Origin of the sequence: Cobetia sp. 1CM21F (genome assembly GCF_023161745.1) — a bacterium.
GTDB lineage: Bacteria > Pseudomonadota > Gammaproteobacteria > Pseudomonadales > Halomonadaceae > Cobetia > Cobetia amphilecti.
Genome location: NZ_JALNTQ010000002.1, coordinates 171,393 through 189,906 on the forward strand (window position 1 = coordinate 171,393; position 18,514 = coordinate 189,906).

Below are 18,514 nucleotides of genomic sequence, written 5' to 3' on the forward strand. Positions count from 1 at the left end.
TCCTGTGGTCACAATGTCGCTGTCTGGGGTCGAGAAAGGCTCGGCTGAGCCCTCAAAAGCATTGAAGCGTTCACCTTCGGGGCTCAAGTGCCGCGGGTTTCAAGCGACGCGGGCCTCAATCGCTGCGGGTTTCAAACGCTGCGGCCCTCAATAGCCGCGCTGGCGATCCACGCCCAGCGTGAGCGGCAGGCCATCGCGCAACTCACGCGCCGTGGCCACCACCTGCTCGGCCACCACCTCGGGGAGCGAGTCGCTGGCCACGTGCGGCGTGATGCGCAGGCGCGCGTCCTGCCACCAGCGGTGAGTGGGCGCCAGCGGCTCCTCGCGGAAGACATCCAGCGTCGCGCCTGCCAGTTGCCCGGAATCGAGCGCGGCTTCAAGGTCCGCTTCCACCAGGTGCTCGCCACGACCGATCTGCACCAGCCAGGCGCCATGGCGCAGCCGGGCGAACAAGGCAGCATTCAGCACGTTCTCGGTCACCGGGGTCAGCGGCAGGATATTGATCAGGTAATCGGCACCGTCAGCCGCCGCCATGACGGCAGCGTCACCGGTCAGGTAACGCACACCCGGCACCGGCGCGGCCGGTTCGCTGCGACAGGCGACCGTCACCGAGAATCCCAGGCTCGTCAGCGAAGTGACCACGGCGCGCCCCATGCTGCCGTGGCCCAGCACTGCCACCTGTGCCTTCTCTGGCGCACGCATTGCCAACGGCTGCCATTCGCCACGCGTGGCATTGTCGGCCATGACGGCAAACTCGCGCTCGCGATGCAGTACCTCGTGAGCGGCGAAACCGGCCATCAGATACGCCTGATGCGGGTCGCGCACCCGTGCGACCTGAACCTCGGCCGAGAGCCCCGGATGCCCCAGCAGGGCATCCACTCCCGCCGCGATCGACATGGCAAGCCGAAGATTCGGGTACGGCGCGAAGGCGTCCTCCCCCGGCTGCCAGCAGATGGCGAACCGCACCGCGCTCGGGTCCTCGATCTCATGCGGATGACGCAGCACGACATCGTCGCCCAGCTGGCGCAGTGCTTCACCGTAGACGCTGTCCAGGTCCAGGGATTCACTCAGATAGACACCCAGAATCGGGGCTTGGCTTTGCATTGGCTCTCCTTGTGACACGACTGGCAGCGAGTGGGTTGCCATGGATTCACCTTCACTATTGCACACTCGTATAACTACTGCCAACCGTCACGTGCTCCCCTGCTCCCTCATCGCCTTGCCAATGCCTTGATCGATGGGGTGTTGCCGTCACCGCACTGTTCTGGAGGAAACATGCGCGCCACAACGACAAAAGGAGAGGCGCAAGCGCCTCTCCTTTCACATGTGTCATCTGGTCGATGGTGCAAGCCGGCGTCAGCGATGATGACAGCCTGCCGCTGCCAGCCTGATGGCAGCGAGGGGGTTCACAGCGTGGCCACCTTCGCCACTGGCGGGCGCTGCTTGCCCTGGGTGACGATGTAGATACCGCTTGCGACCACGATGGCGGCGCCCAGCAAGGTCATGGCATCGAGGCTTTCTCCCAGCACCATGACCCCTAGCGCCAAGGCAAACAGGACGCGGGTATAGCGAAATGGCGTGACCACCGAGACCTCGCCCTTGCGCATGGCAATCGTCAAGGCGTTGTAGGCGATGACCCCGAGTATCACAGCACCCACGATCAGCCAGGTCGCCTCGGGCGCATACGCAAGCGGGGTCTGCTGGTAGAGAGCGATCAGCCCCCCCGCCGGAATCAGGGCGAGAAAGCCATAGATGCCGAGCTGGACGTTGGACAACGACGCTGGCGCGCCGCGCGTCGCCAGGTCCCGTCCGGCGAAGCCGATCGTGCTGATCACCGCAAACAGTGAGGTCATGTTGAAGCTGTCGAGACCGGGACGCACGATCAGCAATACACCAATGAAGCCGACACCGATTGCCAGCCAGCGCTTGCGGCTGACGCGCTCCCCGAAGAACATTGCCGCCCCGGCCACCACGACCAGCGGCGTCGCCTGCAGGATGGTGGAGGCAGTGGAAAGCGGCATCAGGGTGATGGCGAGGGCGAAGCTGCTGCGGGCGATGATTTCACAGATGACACGCACCAGAATCGGACGCGAGAAGATCGCCGCAGGCATGAGGGACTCACCGCGCAGGCAGGTCAACAGCATGAAGACCAGCATGCCGCCGAGACCGAACAGCATCAGGGTGATACCGGTCGAGGTATGCCCCGCCGCCAACTTGAACAACAGATCCTCCACCGCGAATGCTGCCATCGCGATGACCATGAAAACACTGCCACGCATATTGTCCACTCAAGCCCCCTTGGTCTTTCAAGTCACATTCACCAGACGGTCTGGCGGCCAGGATCAAGCGCGTATCGCGCTGCAACATCACCCCACGGCAGGCAGCGGCTCCGTTTGATCATCGGTGGCATCGTCCCACCATCACGCCATCAAGTCTTGCACCCTGCGCGTGAGGTGAAACAGGCGCGATTGCCGCAAAGACGCGTTTCAGAAACCCCCATGATGGCGCAAGGCCACGCTATCCGGCACTCGAGTGATGCGCTGGCACCGCGCTTGTTAGACGAAAGATATGGCGTCAGGCGCCCGGCGCGCTCGAATCTGAACGTCAAGGAAAGCCAGAACTTCACGGCAAGCCTCGCACAGCAAGACGCCCGCGATCAGCGAGCAGGAGCTCGTGAACGCGGGCGTCAGTCCTCAAAGTCTCTTCACACGGCTCAGTCCTGCTGATTCTCGAGCAGCGACTTCAGACCATGCGGCTGGCATCGCAGGTACTGGGGCGCGGCCTTGACGGTGTTACCCAGCGCAGCGGCCGCGTGCCACGGCCAGCGCGGGTCGTAGAGAATGCCACGCGCCAGCGCGATGGCATCGGCACTCTCGTTCGCCAGCAGGTCTTCGGCCTGCTGCGGCTCGGTGATCAGGCCAACGGCAATCACCGGCATCTTCACCTGCGCCTTCAGGGCCTCGGCGTGCGGCACCTGATAATTGGGCGCTACCGGAATCTGCTGCTGCGCGCTGAGCCCGCCACTGGAGACATGCAGATAGTGGCAGCCACGACCGTCCAGCGCCTTGGCAAGCTCGATGCTCTGCTCGAGGTCCCAGCCGCCCTCGACCCAGTCCGTCGCGCTGATCCGGATGCCCAGCATCACATGCTGCGGGATCGCGGCCCGCACGGCGTCAAAGACCTCAAGCGTCAGACGCATGCGGTTCTCGAGCGAGCCACCGTAGTCATCGTCGCGCTGATTGCTCAACGGCGACAGGAACTCGTGCAGCAGATAGCCATGCGCCGCATGCAGCTCGATGCCGTCCAGGCCGATGTCGACGGCGCGCTGCGCCGCCGCCACGAAGTCCGCGATGGTGCGGCGGATCTGCTCGCCACTCATCGCCTCGGGGAGCGGCCCGCCTTCGCTGAAGGGAATCGCACTGGGGGCAAGTACCTGCCAGCCATTGTCGTTGCCTGGCGCGATGGCGGCACCGCCCTCCCAGGGCTTCTGGCAGGATGCCTTGCGTCCCGCATGACCGATCTGCACCGCCAGCGGCATCGGTGAATAGCGGCGGATACGCTCGACGCCCCCCTGCATGGCTTGCTGGCATGCCTCATCGTAGAGTCCGACATCGCCATGGGTGATGCGCCCTTCCGGGGCAACGGCGCTGGCCTCGAAGATCAGAAGCCCAGCCCCTGACTGGGCGAGATTGCCAAGATGCTGATCATGCCAGGCCTGCATCTGGCCCTCCTCAGCGGAGTACTGACACATGGGCGCGATGATGATGCGATTGTCCAGCGTGAGCGGGCCGAGGGTGAGCGGTGAAAACAGTGTGGACATGGAGTTCCTCTGGAGGCAGACAGGGCGGGTTCGGCAAGGCGCAGGCGCGAACATGGCGAGAAGGTCCGTGCTGCCAAAGCCAATGCAGTGCAAGCACAATGCGGGCACCGGGCAGGCGCCACAAGCGCAAGTTGGCCATGGTGGCGGCAACGCTGAGTTGCCCATGCTTCACGCACGCCCCACCATCAGCGCCCTGCCAGCGCCCCACCATCAGCGACTCGCCTCACCCTCCAGCACTTCCTTGACCAGCAGACGCCCGACATCGGCAATCGCGGCATTGCGCGCTGCCAGATCGGCCTCGCTTTCGGTCAGATAGACCGCCACGATCAACGGGGCACGCAACGGCGGCCACAGGATGGCAACGTCATTGTTGGTGCCATACCCCCCGCCGCCGGTCTTGTCCGCGATCTGCCAGTCATCGGGCAAGGCCGCCCGCAGCTTGTCATCGCCGGTGGTGTTGGCCAGCATCCAGCCCTGCAGAGCCAGGCGCGATGGCTCGCTCAGCGCATCCCCCACCAGAAGTCGCTGCAGGGTGGCCGCCATCGCGTGCGGCGTGGTGGTATCGCGCGGGTCACCGGGAGTGGCCTCATTGAGCGCCGTTTCACGTCTGTCCAGCCGCGTGCTGTCATCGTCCAGGCGCCGCAGATAGGCCGTCAGTGCGGCCGGGCCGCCCAGGGCGTCGAGAATCAGGTTGCCCGCGGTATTGTCGCTGGTCGTGATGGTGGCATGGCACAACGCCTCGAGCGTCAGGCCTCCATCCCGGGTGTGGTGCTCGGTGATGGGGGAATAGGTCACGAGATCCGCCGAGCGAATCTCCACCTTGCGTGACAACGATTCCTGGCCTTCGTCCACCCGGGAGAGCAGATGACCACAGGCCAGCACCTTGAAGGTGCTGCTCATGGGGAAGCGCTCATCCCCCCGCCAGCTGAAACGGGTGCCATCGGCGGTATCCAGAACGCTGACACCGATTCGCGCGCCGACCTCTGATTCGATGGCCTGAATGGCCGACGCCGAGAGCGGCTTGTCAGCGGCCAGCGCATCGTCTGCGGCCTGAGCGCTCAGCGACAGACAGGCAAGCGCGGCGGCCGCCAGCCACTGCTGCCAGCGCCTTGTGGGCCTGGCGGCAGGCTTTGCCGCGAAGCTGGCGGAGTGCAAGCGAAACGAGGGGTGATCAGCACCGCACAGGCGCTGAGGGGATGAAGGCATCAATGACATGTCCTGATCATGGGGAGCGGTCGTGTCGCAGCAGACACAACCAATATGCAGCATGCTACATGTACCATAGCCGCTTAAGCGCGGACATGCCGGCCATCTCACTACGGGCCGCGGACTGGCAGAGACTTGATCTGGGTCAATGCCAGCGCACGCTGCCCTCACTCATCGAGAACCTTGAGCGTCTTGTTGCGCTTGGCGCCGGGCTTGGCATGCCATGACAGGCGAATATCGAGGCGATGATGATCATCCTCTCGCCGCGCCGTGACCTTGAGGGTCATCAGGCCGCGCGGTGCCAGCCGTATCTCGCCGTCCTCATCGCGAAATGACAGCAGTCCCTTGCCCAGCCCCTTGATGATGGCCTTGAGAATGTCCTGAACGCCATCGATGGACTGCAATGATTCATGTCGGAACAGCGACTTGTCCTGCTTGTCGTCTTTCACCTGCCTCTCCTGTGCGTGTTTCAGGGCGCGTAGACCTTGACCTCGGGATGGTCATTGCTGATGCCGACGATGCGTCCACAGGCTTCTATCAGCGTCGCCCCCATGCCCACGCCATCCAGCCCTTCCTTGCGGCGTGAATTGCGATCCAGGGTGACGTCGCCCTCGATATGCAGAAGCCCGTGGCGCCAGCCCAGCTGCTGGCCCGCCTGATGATTGACGTGACCATGCATCACGGCACGAATGCCGACCTTGTGCAGGCGCTTGACGCCTGCGGCGCTCAGCACCATGTCGCTCTTGCGATATTTGGTGCGCAGTACATTGGCCAGCTCACCGTAATAGAAGGTGAACGGGTCTTCGCGCAGGATGCGCCGGAATTCCTGATTGACCTGCGAGACCTTCTGGCGGCCGAGTCGTCTGGCGAAGGCATCATCCACGCCTGCATGGACATGCAGGAAGGCGCCACTGCGATAGGCAAGGCGCATCTCGTCGAAGAACCAGGCAAATCGCCCGCCGGGCTTGAGAAACAGCTCGTGGGCCTTGAGCGCGGCGGCATAGGTCTGGCGCAACGAGAGACCATGTTTCTCACAGGCATGCTCGAAGCCATCGGCCTTGGCGCTCAGGCGAGTGATCTCCTTCTCCAGCGCCTCCCCCTTGAGCACATGGCCTGCCGATTTGCGAAACTGCTCCGCCCAGTCCGGCCCCGGGTACAGGCGCCGACGGCATTCACTTCGCGAGGGAATGCTCTTCATCGCCCGCGGTCTGTCCGCGAGATAGTGATCGAAGACTTCCTTGAGCAGCGCCAGCCCCTTGGCGCCCATGCGCACGAACAGATGATCGGTTCGCGCCGAATCATCATGACTCAGCCGCATCAGCGCCAGCATCAGCCGCATGTCGTGATTGCCCGCCAGCAACTTGAGACGCGCTCCGCTGCGCATCAAGGTGCGCAGGGCTTCCAGCAGTTCCAGATTGCTGGGGCCCTTGTCGAGGCAATCACCGCCGATGACGAAGACACTGCGCTTGCCCCGCGCCGTCAATACCAGGTTGTCCCGCGAGGTCAGGCGCACACCGCCACTGGCCACCAGAGACGCGATGAAGGCTTCCGCGTCGGCATGCGCATCGGAGATGAAGATGACATCGCGGCGTGGCCAGTCCTTGCTGCCCAGCTTGCGAGCGGCGCGGGACACCTTGTCACCGGCGCGCAGGTGCTGATGTGTCTCGGGCCACTGAGCCGCGTGACTGGGCAGCGCCTTCAGATAACGCGTCGGGCCTCGGTAACGCGGTACGGCGTCGCTCATGGGGGGACTGAGGGTCATTGGGCTATCTCCTTGTGGCATCTGCTTGCCTCGTTGAACTCACCGGCTTGTGGCAAGCAAGCGCCTTGCCGCTCCTTGGGGACCATCCGCGGGCATGCGGAATGAGGTCACAAGCACAGGGCGACAAGCTTATGACCGTTTGATCACAGAAAGATGACAGACTCGCATCACCTGATGCGCTGGCCTGCTTCTCTGCTGTCAATGACTCCGCCCATCCCCTGCTCTCCAGCACTCCGCCCGCTCCCGGCACTTCAGTACCCCGCCGGCTGGCCGCCAACTCAGTCCTGCGCGGGCTCGTGACGCTGGCGCACCTTCCAGTCGCCAGCCACATGCCGCCATGACCCTGACGGGGTTTCCTCGATGACCACCGGCCGCGCATGGTGCATGCTCAGCCCGGCAATCTGGTCGAAGTCCAGCACGCCCAGCAGATGCGCCGCATGCCGCAGCGCCGCGCCATGGCCGACGACCAGTGTCAGCGAGGCGCCCGATGTGGGAGCCGAGGCAGTAGCTGATGGGTAAGCCGGTAGCGAAGCAATGAAGTCGGCCACCCGCTGACCGGCCTGCATCAGGGATTCAGCCCCCGGCAGCGGCAGGCGAAAGTGGCTGTTGGATTTCCAGTCGGCCGGCAGGAAATCCACGCGCGGGTCATGACGCACCGCTTCGGCGATCTGTGCCGTGGTCAGATTGGCGGCGCTGCCCAGACTGCGCTCCCACAGGGCATCATGTGCCATGAGCGAGAACTCACGCTCTGTCCTGTCTCCCATGACCTCGTTCATCACCTGCGCCGTCTGCCAGGCACGCAACAGACTGGAGGCATGTACCGTGCTGGCCGGTTGCCAGCCATGTGCCTGACACAGCGTCAGCACTTCCTCGGCTCCCTCACGCGCCTGACGCTCACCGCGACGGGTCAAGGGAAACGGCTGCAGCGCGCTCGGGGTATCAATCTGCTGGTGATAGTCGGCATGACGAATCAATGCCACACGTCGGATTGTCGGTTCATCAGTCATCGGCCGTCGCTCTTCCCGTCTTCACTCGGTATTGATTCATGCTGGCGGTCCTCGCCATGCGTCGCCTCGTACGGGGCAAGTGGCGCCAATGGAGCTGGTGGCGCCAGTCTCCCGCGCTCACGTCGCCTGACGCGACTGCTCAAGCCGTGCCAGCAGCGCCATGGCGGCGTGCCCCATCTCGTGGTTCCTCAACAGGCTCGGCACGACCTCCGCCGCCACCCAGCGCCGACTGCGATGCGGCTCCTCCCGCTCGCTCTCTTCCTGCTCATGCACGACTCTCACGGCGTGCAGACTGGCCGCGACCGGAGCGCCCCACTTCTCGTAACTGAATTCCAGCGCTGCGTGGTCCAGCGCCTCCGCCTCGATGCCCGCTTCCTCGCGGGCTTCCTTGAGCGCGGACTCAAGCGGACTCATGCCCGGCTCGACGATCCCCTTGGGCAGGCTCCAGTGACGGTTGGAGGAAGAGCCGATGAGCAGCACCTCCCACTGGGCATCGTCGCCTTCCCCCTGCAGACGACAGGGCAGGACGGCCGATTGGCGGTAGTAATAGGCGGGGCGTTCGCGGCGCTCCTCACCGGCCGGGAATGGCCAGGGGAAGCCATCCGGCAAGGCACGCACGCGCTGGATCAGCTCCAGGCTCATCTGGCCGGAGCGCAGGTCTTCCCAGCGCCCCTCGAAGGTCAGCTTGACCACCGCCGCCGTCGGCAGCAGCTTGGTCTCCTTGGGCGGACGCGGCCGCTTGCCGGTCAGCCAGACCAGCGCATCTTCCAATGCCGGGTTATGGCCGATGATCATCAGTCGCTGCACGCTGTCCGGGCAGGCACGCACCGTCTTGAGCAGCGGCGCCTCGCCCTCGCAGTAAAGCGCAGGCTTGAGCTCGATCATGTCGACGCCGAGGCCCATCGACTTCACGCACTTTTCCGCCGTGGCGCGCGCGCGAAGGGCCGGCGAGCTCAGGATGGCATCCGGTACCAGCGCCTCCTGGGCAAGCCAGGCTCCCATGCGCTGGGCGCCCCGCTTGCCGCGCTCCTTGAGGGGGCGATGGAAGTCGTCAGCTGCCACTGACCAGTCCGACTTTCCGTGGCGCATCAACAGCAGTTCACGACGCATGTTCAAGCCTCCAGCAAGGGGGTCAGGTGGTTCTCGACCAGCGCGGCGAAGTCCACGCGCCCGGTCACCTCAAGCACGCGGGTTCCCGCCAGGCGCTCCAGATACGGCGCGGGATCAAGGCTTGCGCCATTGGGCACGAAACGGCCATCCCGCTGCTGGTGGAAGGGCCCCGGTGTCTTCATCACCGCGCGTATCAGCGCTTCGCTGCGGCTGACCTCGACCTCGCGCACCTCGAGTGGCGCCTCGCTGCCGCGCGTCCAGTTGAGTATCACCATGGCCGCAAGCTCGCCGCTGGCGCGGATACGCCCGGGGCCGTAGACGTCCTCGATGATCAGATCGTGCTTCTCTTCCAGGTCCCACAGCGCGTCTTGCGGCATCGCTTCATAGCCTGCGATACGCGCGGGGTCCAGCAGCGGGCGCAGACGCGGATTGTGGAGCATGGTGCCGGGATTGATGCGTGGCAACTTGGCGACGCCGCGGGCACGCAGCGTTCCCTCCCGCCCGGGGCGGTCCAGGAACAGCCGGTCATTGCTGATGAAGTCGAACTCGGGATTGTCGAGCGCCTTCACCATGGTGGTGGACTTGCCGCCGCCGGAGAAGGCGGCGATGGCCACCGCGCGATCGCCCTTCGACAGCGCCGATGCGTGACAGATCAAGCCGTCATTCTGCTGCAGATGCGACATGTGCAGATTGAGCAGGAAGTTGATCACCTGGCTTTCATTGTCTTCACAGGGCCCGAACGCCAGGTTGTGGTCGTTGCTGCGCAGAAAGGCCATGCCCGTGCGCACCTTGTGAATCAGGCGCCCGTCGGCCAGGTCGATGATGGCGTCCTTGCGGCGTGTCTTGCCGGGCTCCGGCATCCAATCGACGAAGGCCTCGGGCACGATGCCGAGTCTCGCTGCCGCTGGCGTGTCCTTGAGGGCCGGCGCCTCGAGCACATGCACGAGCCTGGCTCCCCTCGGCACATTGTCGAGCGCCACAATGCGCGCGCAATGGCGAAAATATGTCGCCAGACGTTGCAGCAGCCGTGGCATGTCCGTCTTCACGCACAGGCGAAAGTCATCCACCTCGAACAGCAGCGCCTCGCTCAGGCACTGGCGCGACGGCGTCAGCGCCGTGAAGCAGGCGGCGGCCGTCCACTCTGCAAAGGGCAGCGTGGCAAGGCTGGCCGGGCTGTCACAGGTCGTCGCGCTCATGCCAGACACTCCATCACGTGATCGAGATAGGCGGTGGCCGCATCGACACCGGCACCTTCCAGCGCGCCACGGAAGCCACCGAAGGCCGAGACTTCGAAGATGATCGGGCCATCGGCGGTCAGCGCGACATCGACGGTGGTGAAGTCGAGCTTGAACGGCGCCTGGGCACGCTGCGCCAGCGCGATCAGCTCCTCGGAGGGCTCGAAGGGTGCGTACTTGCCACCGGCATGGATGGTGGTATTCCAGGCATCGCCCCCACTGACACGGGCGTAGCTGCACAGATAACGGCCACCGACGAAGACCATGCCGTAATCCTGCCCCGGCAGGTCGAGGCGCTGCTGCAGATACATCATCGGGTGCTCGGCGGCGAATTCACGCACGGCAGCTTCCAGCGCGGCATCATCGCCGGTGTCCTCGATGATGCACATTCCCCGTGCCTTGGTGGAGAAAAGCGGCTTGAAGACGGCGGCCTTGAAGCGCTTGACGGCCTCGCAGGCCGCCGTCACGTCCTCGGTGACCAGAGTGGCCGGCATCGGGATATCGGCATTGGCCAGCGTGACGGTGCAGCTCAGGCGGTCGATCAGGCGAATCATGCTTTCCGCGCTGCTGAAGACACGCACGCCCCTGGCTTCGGCGACGCGCAACAGCTCCAGGCGGTCCAGGCTGCCCGGGGAATATTCCGCGCTGATCTTCTTGACGATCAGGGCGTCCAGCTCGGTCAGGTCATGATGCACCCCGGCAGAGTCACGGAATTCGAGGCAGTTGCGGGTCAGGTCCAGCGAGACGGCCGCCATGTCGATCACGAGACGAAAGCCCGTCCGTGCTTCGATGGCATCCGCCAGCACTTCGGTCGACCACTTGCCGGGAATACCCACGACGCCAATCTTGAAATCAGTCAACGAACAACTCCTCCAGGGGAATACGGTAATCGGCCGGCCGTTCAGGGTCGGCGCCAAGCACATGCTCGAGTATAAAGCGTGCGCGGTTGAACATGCGCCCTGCCAGCCCGGCATCGAGGATGAAACGTGTCGAAGTGGCAAAGGAGCGCGCCAGGCCAAGTGCCAGACGCCATTCAAAGGTGGTATCGCCCTGCTCATGGGCAAAGCGACGCATCTGCTGACCGAAACTCAGGGCCAGCGCCAGAATACGGGCCCGCAGCGCCGAATCCGTCAATTGCAGACGGTAATGGGACACCATGTGCACGGACACGTCCTGCACATAGTCCTGATAGGCCGAGCGGTGAAGATCGATGAAGCGGATGCTCTGCTTCGCCGGATCGAAGAGGATGTTGTCGACATTGAAGTCGCCGTGGATATAGACGGCGAAGGGAGCCTCGAGCGAACGTTCCAGACCTGCGGCCTGCTCGATCAACGCTTCCAGCGAGGGCATCTCGCGCCCACACAGCGAGGCACCGCAGTGGCGAAATTCCGGATGGATCTGATAGACATCACTCAGCCGCTTGAGCAGCTGGCGCATGTGCCCTGCAGTGACCGGCTTGTCGCGGCGGGTGGTGGTCCACACCGAGTGTAGCGTCTCGACCAGCGCCTGCTGGGCGGTACGATTGAGGCGTGACGATTCGTTGATCAACAGATGCTCGAGGGTCATGCCCGGCAGGTGCTCGATCAAGAGTGCCGCGCTGTCGCCCTGCTGATGATGCGAGAGGATGCGGGGGGCGATGCCGGGATAGATGTCGTGCCAGCGCTCGACGCCCTGACGCTCCTCCTCGACCTTGCGCCCCAGGCCATCCTTGAAGATGGCCAGATACTCCGGCGAGGTCAGCGGCAGATCACCGGCTGGCTTGCGGTCCTTGGATTTGCGGTCCTTGGATTTGCTGCCCTTTTGCTTGCTGCCCCCTGACTCGCCAGCCTTGCTGCCCTGTTGCTTGTCGTTGGCCGGCTTGCCCTTGTCATTGCCCTTGTCACTGACCTTCTCAACAGCCCTCTCACTGGGCTTCTCGCTGGCAATCCCCGAGATCCGGCTGCCGGAACGTGTCTCGGCCAAAGTGTCGACGCGCATCTCGCCCGCCGTCTGACTGCCATCACCGAGTTCATTGACCAGGTGCGTCAGCGAGGCATAGCGCTCGAAGTTGAGTGACTGACCGAGGGTTGCCGAGATGACCGCCTCACCCAACTGCCCCAGCACCTCGCCCATCTGGCTGATTTCACGGGCCACGAACAGCAGATGTGTCAGGTCTTCGGCGGGAGCGCGCTTCTTCTTGAGCTGGCCGGTGAGTGCCCGGATGCGGCCTTCACTGTCCCGCTTCAGCTTCTCGCGACTGCGCGCGAGCTTCAGGGCCAGGGACAGGGAGCCGTTCTCCAGCGACATCTCGCTGCGCAGAATGCCGCGACGCACACGGCGCAGCGACTTGACCAGCACGACATCATCGACCAGCTGGACATCATCGACGCGAATCAGTTGTTCCAGACAACTGCGCGCCAGCTCACTGAGCCGTGCCAGACCACTGGCGACCTCGACCAGGCTCTGCTGGAAGCGGGCCCGCGCGTGCGAGCGCTTGTGGTTTCGGGCTTCAGGGCATGCCTGTTCGATACGCTGGCAGAGGTTCTCGGCGTACCCCTGGCGCTCCAGCAGCTTGCGCGCCATGGCCGCCGTCGGCGCGGACACGAACGCCTGCAGCCAGCCATATTGACTATCCACTTCCGAACACAGAAATCGAAGGTTGTCGCGCGTGCTTTCAGGCCAGGCCTGATCCATGCCATCTCTCCATCCACCCGGAAATCATCCCAATGCCATAGTATTCCACGCAAAGATGACAATCCGCGACACGCGCTGGAGGAATCGACTGTCTTGTGGGTGGTCGGCCGGGCTGAAGCGCGGTTTTTTCATTGAATTCCACCACCCGAACGCTTCCCCCTAGACGTATCGCCTATAGCTGGACAAGACCGGATTCGGTGACAGTAGCGCAAGCGACCCTGCCAGCCCCCGCGCGACCCACCACGGATGGAGACCCGCATGACCATCACCTGCATCAATGACCTGCAACGCCTGGCGAAACGCCGCGTGCCGAAGATGTTCTACGACTATGCCGATTCCGGCTCGTGGACGGAGTCCACCTATCGGGCCAACGAGGCCGACTTCGCCGCGATCGGGCTGCGCCAACGGGTGATGGTCGACATGGACAATCGCACTCTGCGCACGAAGATGCTCGGCGAGGAGGTGGCCATGCCGGTGGCGATCGCACCGACTGGCCTGACCGGCATGCAGCATGCCGATGGCGAGATGCTGGCCGCGCGCGCGGCGAGTGACTTCGGTATCCCCTTCACGCTCTCGACCATGAGCATCTGTTCCATCGAGGACGTCGCGTCGGTCAGCTCACGGCCGTTCTGGTTCCAGCTTTACGTGATGCGCGACAAGGATTACATCGGACGACTGATCGATCGCGCCAAGGCCGCGGAGTGTTCCGCGCTGGTACTCACCGCTGACCTGCAGATCATCGGCCAGCGCCACAAGGACCTGATCAACGGCCTGAGCGTGCCCCCTCGCCCCACCGTGGCGACCGTGCTTGATCTGACCACCAAGTGGCGCTGGTGTGCCGGCATGCTCAAGACCAGGCGCCACACCTTCGGCAATATCGCCGGCCACGTGAAGGATGCCGAGAATCTGAGTTCCCTCTCGAAATGGACCGCCAGCCAGTTCGATCCGAGCCTGAGCTGGGACGACATCAAGTGGATCAAGGACCGCTGGGGCGGCAAGCTGATCATCAAGGGCATCATGGAACCGGAAGATGCCGAGCTGGCCGTGCAGGCAGGCGCCGATGCGGTGATCGTCTCCAACCACGGCGGACGTCAGCTGGATGGTGCCGCCTCCTCCATCTCCGCCCTGCCGGACATTCTCGCGGCAGTCGGCGACAGGACAGAGGTCCACATGGACGGCGGCATCCGCTCCGGACAGGATGTGCTCAAGGCGGTGGCGATGGGCGCCAAGGGCGTCTATCTGGGGCGCGCCTTCCTCTATGGACTCGGCGCCATGGGCGAACAAGGCGTGACCAAGTCCCTGGAGATCATCCACAAGGAACTCGACACCACGCTGGCCCTGTGCGGACTGCGTGATATCCATGACGTGGACACGCGGATTCTCAGGCCCGGCACCTATCCGGTGGCCAGCTCGCAGAGCGAAGCCGAAGCAGCGCGAGAATCACGCCGCCAGGAACCCCATGACGCGCTGGGCACGACCTCCTGAACACGACCTCCTGAACACGACGGCGGAGCAATAACGCCCGGAAAAGCACAAGGCCGACATGCAGCAGTGGAATCCACCACGGCACATGTCGGCCTGTCATCACTGGCTGGCGACTCTCTCAAGGCTCACTCAAGCGCCTCTCCAGAATCACTCAAGCGCCTCTCAATACCCGCTCAAGGCACACTCTAGAGCCGCTCAAGACTCAGTGCACCTTGAGACGCGGCCCCATGCTTCGGCGCAGCACGTCACTGACCACCTCGGCGGAGCCCTTCAGCGGCCCCAGCAGCAGGAACTGGTGCTGGCGCTGCAGCCCTTGATAGGCGGCGCGCGCGAAGCGTCCTCTCACCTGCAGATCATCATTGCCCTTGCTGCCCTGGGCATTGCCCAGCTTGTCACTCAACTTGCCGCTGAGCTCACCGACGCTGCCGGCGCTGGAAAGTGACAGCAAGGTACCGCGGTCCTTGAACTCGAAGGCCTGAGCCGGCTCACCCTGCTGGCGACGCGGCAGTTCATCGGCGAGAAACTCGGCCTGCTCGCTGGCCACCTGAGCGGTGGGCGGCAGCGGCGCCTCATCGATGTTGGCACAATCGCCCAGCGCGAAGATGCTGTCGTGGCCGAGGCATTGCAGCCCAGACGTCACCGTGAATTGACGCTTCTTGTTGCTTTCCAGGACGTCAATTTCCTCGACGATGGCAGGCCCGACGCGCCCTGCCGCCCAGACCACCAGATCCGCGTCCCGCGTCACCGACTCGTCGCCTTCACTGATCTCGACACTGCCGGGGGACACCTTGGCGACCTGACGAGACAGTTCGATCTTGATGCCCTGCTCCTCGAGTCGCTGATGGATCGACTCGCGCAGTTCCTGTGAGACACCGGGCATGAAGGTCTCGGTGGCCTCGAGAATCGTGATCTCGACCTGCGCGCCCTTGGGTGCAGGGGCGTCATGCATGCCACGCGCCTCATGCAGATAGGCGGCCAGTTCGACACCGGTGGCGCCGGAACCGACGATCACCACCTGATACGGCCGCCCCGGGGACTCCTTGGCACTATCTTGCGCGCCTCCCTCAGTGCCAACCTGAGCGCCGCCCTGGCTGGCTGACACGCCAGCATCGCCTGTCGCTGCTGTTTCCATCGCCACATGGTTGGCCAGCAGGCCACGCGAGAACTGCTGGGCGATGCGCTCGGCATCGTCGGGGGAATCCAGCAGGCAGGCATGCTCCAGCACACCCTCGACCCCCATGTCCGGCGTCACACCGCCCAGGGCCAGCACCAGCTGACGATAGCCCCTGACGCGCGCCGGCACCTCGGCGCTCGCGTGATCTTCCCTGCCCAGGATCGCGGCCAGGGTGATCTGACGCTGTTCAGGGTCCACGCTTTCGAGTGTGCCGCACTCATAGCGGAACCCCCACTGCTCGGCCAGACCGGCATACCCCAGCTCATCGACCTGACGCCGCCCGAGGCCCGCCGCAATCTCATGCAGTCGTGGCTTCCATACGTGACTGGTGTCGCGGTCTATCAGCAAGACGTCCTTGTGGCCTGCCTTGGCAAGGCGAACCGCCAGCTCCAGTCCGCCGGCACCGCCACCGACGATGACGATATCGGCGTCGCGCGTTGGCTGAGGATCATGCGTTTCCATAGGGCCTCCTTTAGCGGGGTCGAATATAGAAACCTTATGTCAGACCAGGCGCTTTTCAAGACTGACACGCATGACTTCGCCAATGCGCTGCCTTTGATGCGACGCATCATCGGCGTGATCGCCTGCGCAACGCTTGAGGCCACCTTGGGGTTTGACAGCGCTCGAGTCCGCGACTAAAGCTTATTTATACGAATAAATATAACTGACTCGCTGCCGCTCAGGACATCGCATGCCGACATCGCCTTCCCCCCTGGACACTTCACGTGCCAGCACCAGTGCCAACGCCTCCGGCACCCACCTGCCCAAGCGGCAGAAGCTGGCCGAGCTGATCAGTGATGACCTGAGGCGCAGCATCGTGCGCGATGGGTTGAGCGAAGGCGACCGGCTGCCCAACGAGAAGGCACTGATGGCCCAGTACGGCTGCGCCAAGGGCACGCTGCGCGAAGCCCTCAAGATTCTCGAGGTCGAGGGCTTGATCACCCTGAAGACGGGGCCCAATGGCGGCGCCGTACTCAATGCGCCAAGCATGGAACCGGCCAGCCGCATGCTGAGGAGCTTCCTGCATTTCAAGACGCTCAATGGCGCCCAGGTCTATCAGCTACGCCGACTGCTGGAAGTCGAGATGGCGGTCTCGGTGGTGGGCCTGCTCAGCGAAGAGGACCTGGTGGCGCTCGAGAACAATGTCCATGACTGCAGTTGCCACCAGCCACAGGACGAGGACCAGCGGCGCCAGCGCTTCCTGGAAATCGAATTCCATCAGGTGCTGGCCCGCGCCTGCCCCAACCCGCTGCTCAGCTTCATGTGCCAGTTCCTCAACGACATGCTGCATGAGCTGGTCGTCATCAAGAAGGCCTACCTGCCGGAGCGCAAGCAGTTCGACCAGGCCAATCAGCATTACCACTCCGGCCTGATCACGGCGTTTCGCCACGAGGACCATAAGCAGGTCAGACAGCTCATGACAGAACACATGCAGGATGCCGAGCACCACATGACGGCACTCGAGGTGGAAATGGCCGACCAGTTGCTCGTCACCCCCGCGCAGCTGATGGCCGACAGCAGAACCTGACCCGAAGCCGAAGCCTGGACCGAAACAGGAGCGGAGCCCAAAACAAGAGCGGAATTGATACAAGAGCAGAACCGAGAGCGGAACCGGAAGCACAACAACAATATCCACGAGAGGATGAAGCCGATGACCACTGCCCAGATGGACACATCGCCCGCGAATACCCTGAGCGAGCTGCGCACCGACAGCGATCGCCTGTGGCAATCACTGATGACCCTGGCCGAGCTGGGCGCCACGCCCAAGGGCGGCGTCAACCGCCAGGCGCTGACCGAGCTGGACCGCCAGGCGCGCGACCTCTTTATTCAGTGGTGCAAGGCCGAGGGTTGCACGATCCGTATCGATGCCATCGGCAACATCTTCGCGCGCCGCGCCGGCACCGATCCGGACGCACCGGCGGTGATGACCGGCAGCCACATCGACACCCAGCCGACCGGCGGCAAGTTCGATGGCTGCTTCGGAGTGATGGCCGGGCTTGAGGTCCTGCGCAGCCTCAACCAGCACGACATCAAGACCCGCTGCCCGGTGGAAGTGGTGGTCTGGACCAATGAAGAAGGCTGTCGCTTCGCGCCCTGCATGATGGGGTCCGGCGTGCATACCGGCCAGTTGTCACTGCATGAGATGCTCGCCCAGCAGGACAGCGACGGCGTGACCGCCGGTGAGGCACTGGACGCCATCGGCTATCGCGGCAGCGATGAGATCTCCCGCGAGAACGTGCGCGCCTTCTTCGAGAGCCACATCGAGCAGGGCCCGATTCTGGAAGATGAAGCGACCACCATAGGCGTGGTGATGGGCGCACTGGGCCAGCGCTGGTTCGATCTGACCCTGACCGGTCAGGAGGCGCACGCGGGCCCCACGCCCATGTCACTGCGCCAGGACGCCATGCTTGGCGCGGCCGAGATCACCGTCGCCGTCAATCGCATCGCCATCGATCACGCGCCGCATGGTCGCGGTACCGTGGGCGTGATGCAGGTCCACCCGGGCTCGCGCAACGTCATCCCCGGACAGGTCAACATGACCATCGACCTGCGCTCACTGGAACCCGACTCCCTCACCGCGATGGTCGCGGAGCTGAAAGAAGTCGTCGAAGCCGTCAGCCAGCGGCATCGCCTGACCTACGAGCTCACCCCCACCGCCGACTTCGTGCCGGAACACTTCGCCGACAACTGCGTGAACGCGGTGCGCAATGCCGCCAGCCAGCTCGGCTACTCGCATCTCGACATCGTCAGCGGCGCCGGCCACGACGCCATCTTCATGGGCCGTATCGCCCCCGCCGGCATGATCTTCGTGCCCTGCGAAGGCGGCATCAGCCACAACGAGATCGAGAACGCCGCGCCCAAGGACCTGCACGCCGGCTGCAACGTGCTCTTCCATGCCATGCTCGATCAGGCCGAGATCGTCAGCTGAGCATCAGGCACGGCCCGCTGAACGCTGATCGCATAAGCTGCTGAAAAGAAAGCCCCGCTCGAGTCGCCATCGAGCGGGGCTTTCGTGTCTTGCAGGTCAGCGGCTGTCAGGCA

15 protein-coding genes are annotated in these 18,514 nt (G+C 64.0%); 3 read left to right on the forward strand and 12 right to left on the reverse strand.

Features of this window, described 5'->3' with window-relative positions:
* Positions 1–147: 147 nt before the first annotated feature.
* The 11 genes from MSG32_RS06345 to MSG32_RS06395 all read right to left on the reverse strand — a co-directional run bounded on the left by MSG32_RS06345 (position 148) and on the right by MSG32_RS06395 (position 12,813).
* The gene (locus MSG32_RS06345) at positions 148–1,104 is read right to left on the reverse strand and encodes an NAD(P)-dependent oxidoreductase (RefSeq protein ID WP_248378729.1); all 957 of its coding nucleotides are present in this window, start codon (positions 1,102–1,104) and stop codon (positions 148–150) included.
* Positions 1,105–1,406: 302 nt separating this feature from the next.
* A complete protein-coding gene (locus tag MSG32_RS06350; RefSeq protein ID WP_248378732.1) occupies positions 1,407–2,279 on the reverse strand; it encodes a DMT family transporter in 873 nt (290 codons plus the stop codon).
* Positions 2,280–2,713: 434 nt separating this feature from the next.
* Positions 2,714–3,820 carry an NADH:flavin oxidoreductase/NADH oxidase gene (locus MSG32_RS06355; RefSeq protein WP_248378734.1) on the reverse strand — a complete coding sequence of 369 codons (1,107 nt, stop codon included), beginning with the start codon at positions 3,818–3,820 and terminating at the stop codon, positions 2,714–2,716.
* Between the two features lie 210 nt (positions 3,821–4,030).
* Entirely contained in the window at positions 4,031–5,026 is a 996-nt protein-coding gene (gene bla, locus MSG32_RS06360; RefSeq protein WP_248378737.1) for a class A beta-lactamase, read from the reverse strand.
* A 167-nt stretch (positions 5,027–5,193) separates the two neighbouring features.
* Positions 5,194–5,475, reverse strand: a complete 282-nt coding sequence (locus MSG32_RS06365) for an amphi-Trp domain-containing protein (RefSeq protein ID WP_054555998.1) — start codon at positions 5,473–5,475, stop codon at positions 5,194–5,196.
* Positions 5,476–5,495: 20 nt separating this feature from the next.
* Positions 5,496–6,788, reverse strand: a complete 1,293-nt coding sequence (locus MSG32_RS06370; RefSeq protein WP_054555997.1) for a metallophosphoesterase — start codon at positions 6,786–6,788, stop codon at positions 5,496–5,498.
* A 278-nt stretch (positions 6,789–7,066) separates the two neighbouring features.
* Entirely contained in the window at positions 7,067–7,795 is a 729-nt protein-coding gene (locus MSG32_RS06375) for a histidine phosphatase family protein (RefSeq protein WP_248378741.1), read from the reverse strand.
* Positions 7,796–7,912: 117 nt separating this feature from the next.
* Complete coding sequence (locus tag MSG32_RS06380) at positions 7,913–8,905, reverse strand: NUDIX domain-containing protein (protein WP_248378744.1); 993 nt, start codon at positions 8,903–8,905, stop codon at positions 7,913–7,915.
* 2 nt (positions 8,906–8,907) lie between these two features.
* On the reverse strand, positions 8,908–10,101 hold the full coding sequence (locus MSG32_RS06385; protein ID WP_248378746.1) for an HprK-related kinase B: 1,194 nt from the start codon (positions 10,099–10,101) through the stop codon (positions 8,908–8,910).
* On the reverse strand, positions 10,098–11,000 hold the full coding sequence (locus tag MSG32_RS06390; RefSeq protein WP_248378749.1) for a GAK system ATP-grasp enzyme: 903 nt from the start codon (positions 10,998–11,000) through the stop codon (positions 10,098–10,100). Before MSG32_RS06390 ends, MSG32_RS06385 begins: the two co-directional genes overlap by 4 nt.
* Positions 10,993–12,813 carry an aminoglycoside phosphotransferase family protein gene (locus MSG32_RS06395; RefSeq protein ID WP_248378752.1) on the reverse strand — a complete coding sequence of 607 codons (1,821 nt, stop codon included), beginning with the start codon at positions 12,811–12,813 and terminating at the stop codon, positions 10,993–10,995. The genes MSG32_RS06390 and MSG32_RS06395 overlap by 8 nt, the downstream gene beginning before the upstream one ends.
* Positions 12,814–13,071: 258 nt before the next feature.
* Between MSG32_RS06395 and MSG32_RS06400 the strand changes: the two genes are divergently transcribed.
* A complete protein-coding gene (locus MSG32_RS06400; RefSeq protein WP_248378755.1) occupies positions 13,072–14,298 on the forward strand; it encodes an alpha-hydroxy acid oxidase in 1,227 nt (408 codons plus the stop codon).
* A 202-nt stretch (positions 14,299–14,500) separates the two neighbouring features.
* Here MSG32_RS06400 and MSG32_RS06405 read toward each other — a convergent pair whose 3' ends face one another.
* Positions 14,501–15,934, reverse strand: coding sequence for an FAD-dependent oxidoreductase (locus MSG32_RS06405; RefSeq protein ID WP_248378757.1), 1,434 nt, complete (start codon positions 15,932–15,934; stop codon positions 14,501–14,503).
* Positions 15,935–16,163: 229 nt separating this feature from the next.
* On the opposite strand from MSG32_RS06405, the gene MSG32_RS06410 reads away from it, so the two are divergent.
* Together MSG32_RS06410 and MSG32_RS06415 are read left to right on the forward strand one after the other, a co-directional pair.
* On the forward strand, positions 16,164–17,000 hold the full coding sequence (locus tag MSG32_RS06410; protein ID WP_248378760.1) for an FCD domain-containing protein: 837 nt from the start codon (positions 16,164–16,166) through the stop codon (positions 16,998–17,000).
* 123 nt (positions 17,001–17,123) lie between these two features.
* The gene (locus MSG32_RS06415; RefSeq protein ID WP_248378763.1) at positions 17,124–18,401 is read left to right on the forward strand and encodes a Zn-dependent hydrolase; all 1,278 of its coding nucleotides are present in this window, start codon (positions 17,124–17,126) and stop codon (positions 18,399–18,401) included.
* Positions 18,402–18,514: the final 113 nt, after the last annotated feature.

Excerpts from the sequence above, each read along its gene's own strand:
- MSG32_RS06345 (WP_248378729.1), bottom strand. The coding sequence starts at position 1,104 with ATGCAAAGCCAAGCCCCGATTCTGGGTGTCTATCTGAGTGAATCCCTG.
- MSG32_RS06350 (WP_248378732.1), bottom strand. The coding sequence starts at position 2,279 with ATGCGTGGCAGTGTTTTCATGGTCATCGCGATGGCAGCATTCGCGGTG.
- MSG32_RS06355 (WP_248378734.1), bottom strand. The coding sequence starts at position 3,820 with ATGTCCACACTGTTTTCACCGCTCACCCTCGGCCCGCTCACGCTGGAC.
- bla (WP_248378737.1), bottom strand. The coding sequence starts at position 5,026 with ATGCCTTCATCCCCTCAGCGCCTGTGCGGTGCTGATCACCCCTCGTTT.
- MSG32_RS06370 (WP_054555997.1), bottom strand. The coding sequence starts at position 6,788 with ATGACCCTCAGTCCCCCCATGAGCGACGCCGTACCGCGTTACCGAGGC.
- MSG32_RS06375 (WP_248378741.1), bottom strand. The coding sequence starts at position 7,795 with ATGACTGATGAACCGACAATCCGACGTGTGGCATTGATTCGTCATGCC.
- MSG32_RS06380 (WP_248378744.1), bottom strand. The coding sequence starts at position 8,905 with ATGCGTCGTGAACTGCTGTTGATGCGCCACGGAAAGTCGGACTGGTCA.
- MSG32_RS06385 (WP_248378746.1), bottom strand. The coding sequence starts at position 10,101 with ATGAGCGCGACGACCTGTGACAGCCCGGCCAGCCTTGCCACGCTGCCC.
- MSG32_RS06395 (WP_248378752.1), bottom strand. The coding sequence starts at position 12,813 with ATGGATCAGGCCTGGCCTGAAAGCACGCGCGACAACCTTCGATTTCTG.
- MSG32_RS06400 (WP_248378755.1), top strand. The coding sequence starts at position 13,072 with ATGACCATCACCTGCATCAATGACCTGCAACGCCTGGCGAAACGCCGC.
- MSG32_RS06405 (WP_248378757.1), bottom strand. The coding sequence starts at position 15,934 with ATGGAAACGCATGATCCTCAGCCAACGCGCGACGCCGATATCGTCATC.
- MSG32_RS06410 (WP_248378760.1), top strand. The coding sequence starts at position 16,164 with ATGCCGACATCGCCTTCCCCCCTGGACACTTCACGTGCCAGCACCAGT.
- MSG32_RS06415 (WP_248378763.1), top strand. The coding sequence starts at position 17,124 with ATGACCACTGCCCAGATGGACACATCGCCCGCGAATACCCTGAGCGAG.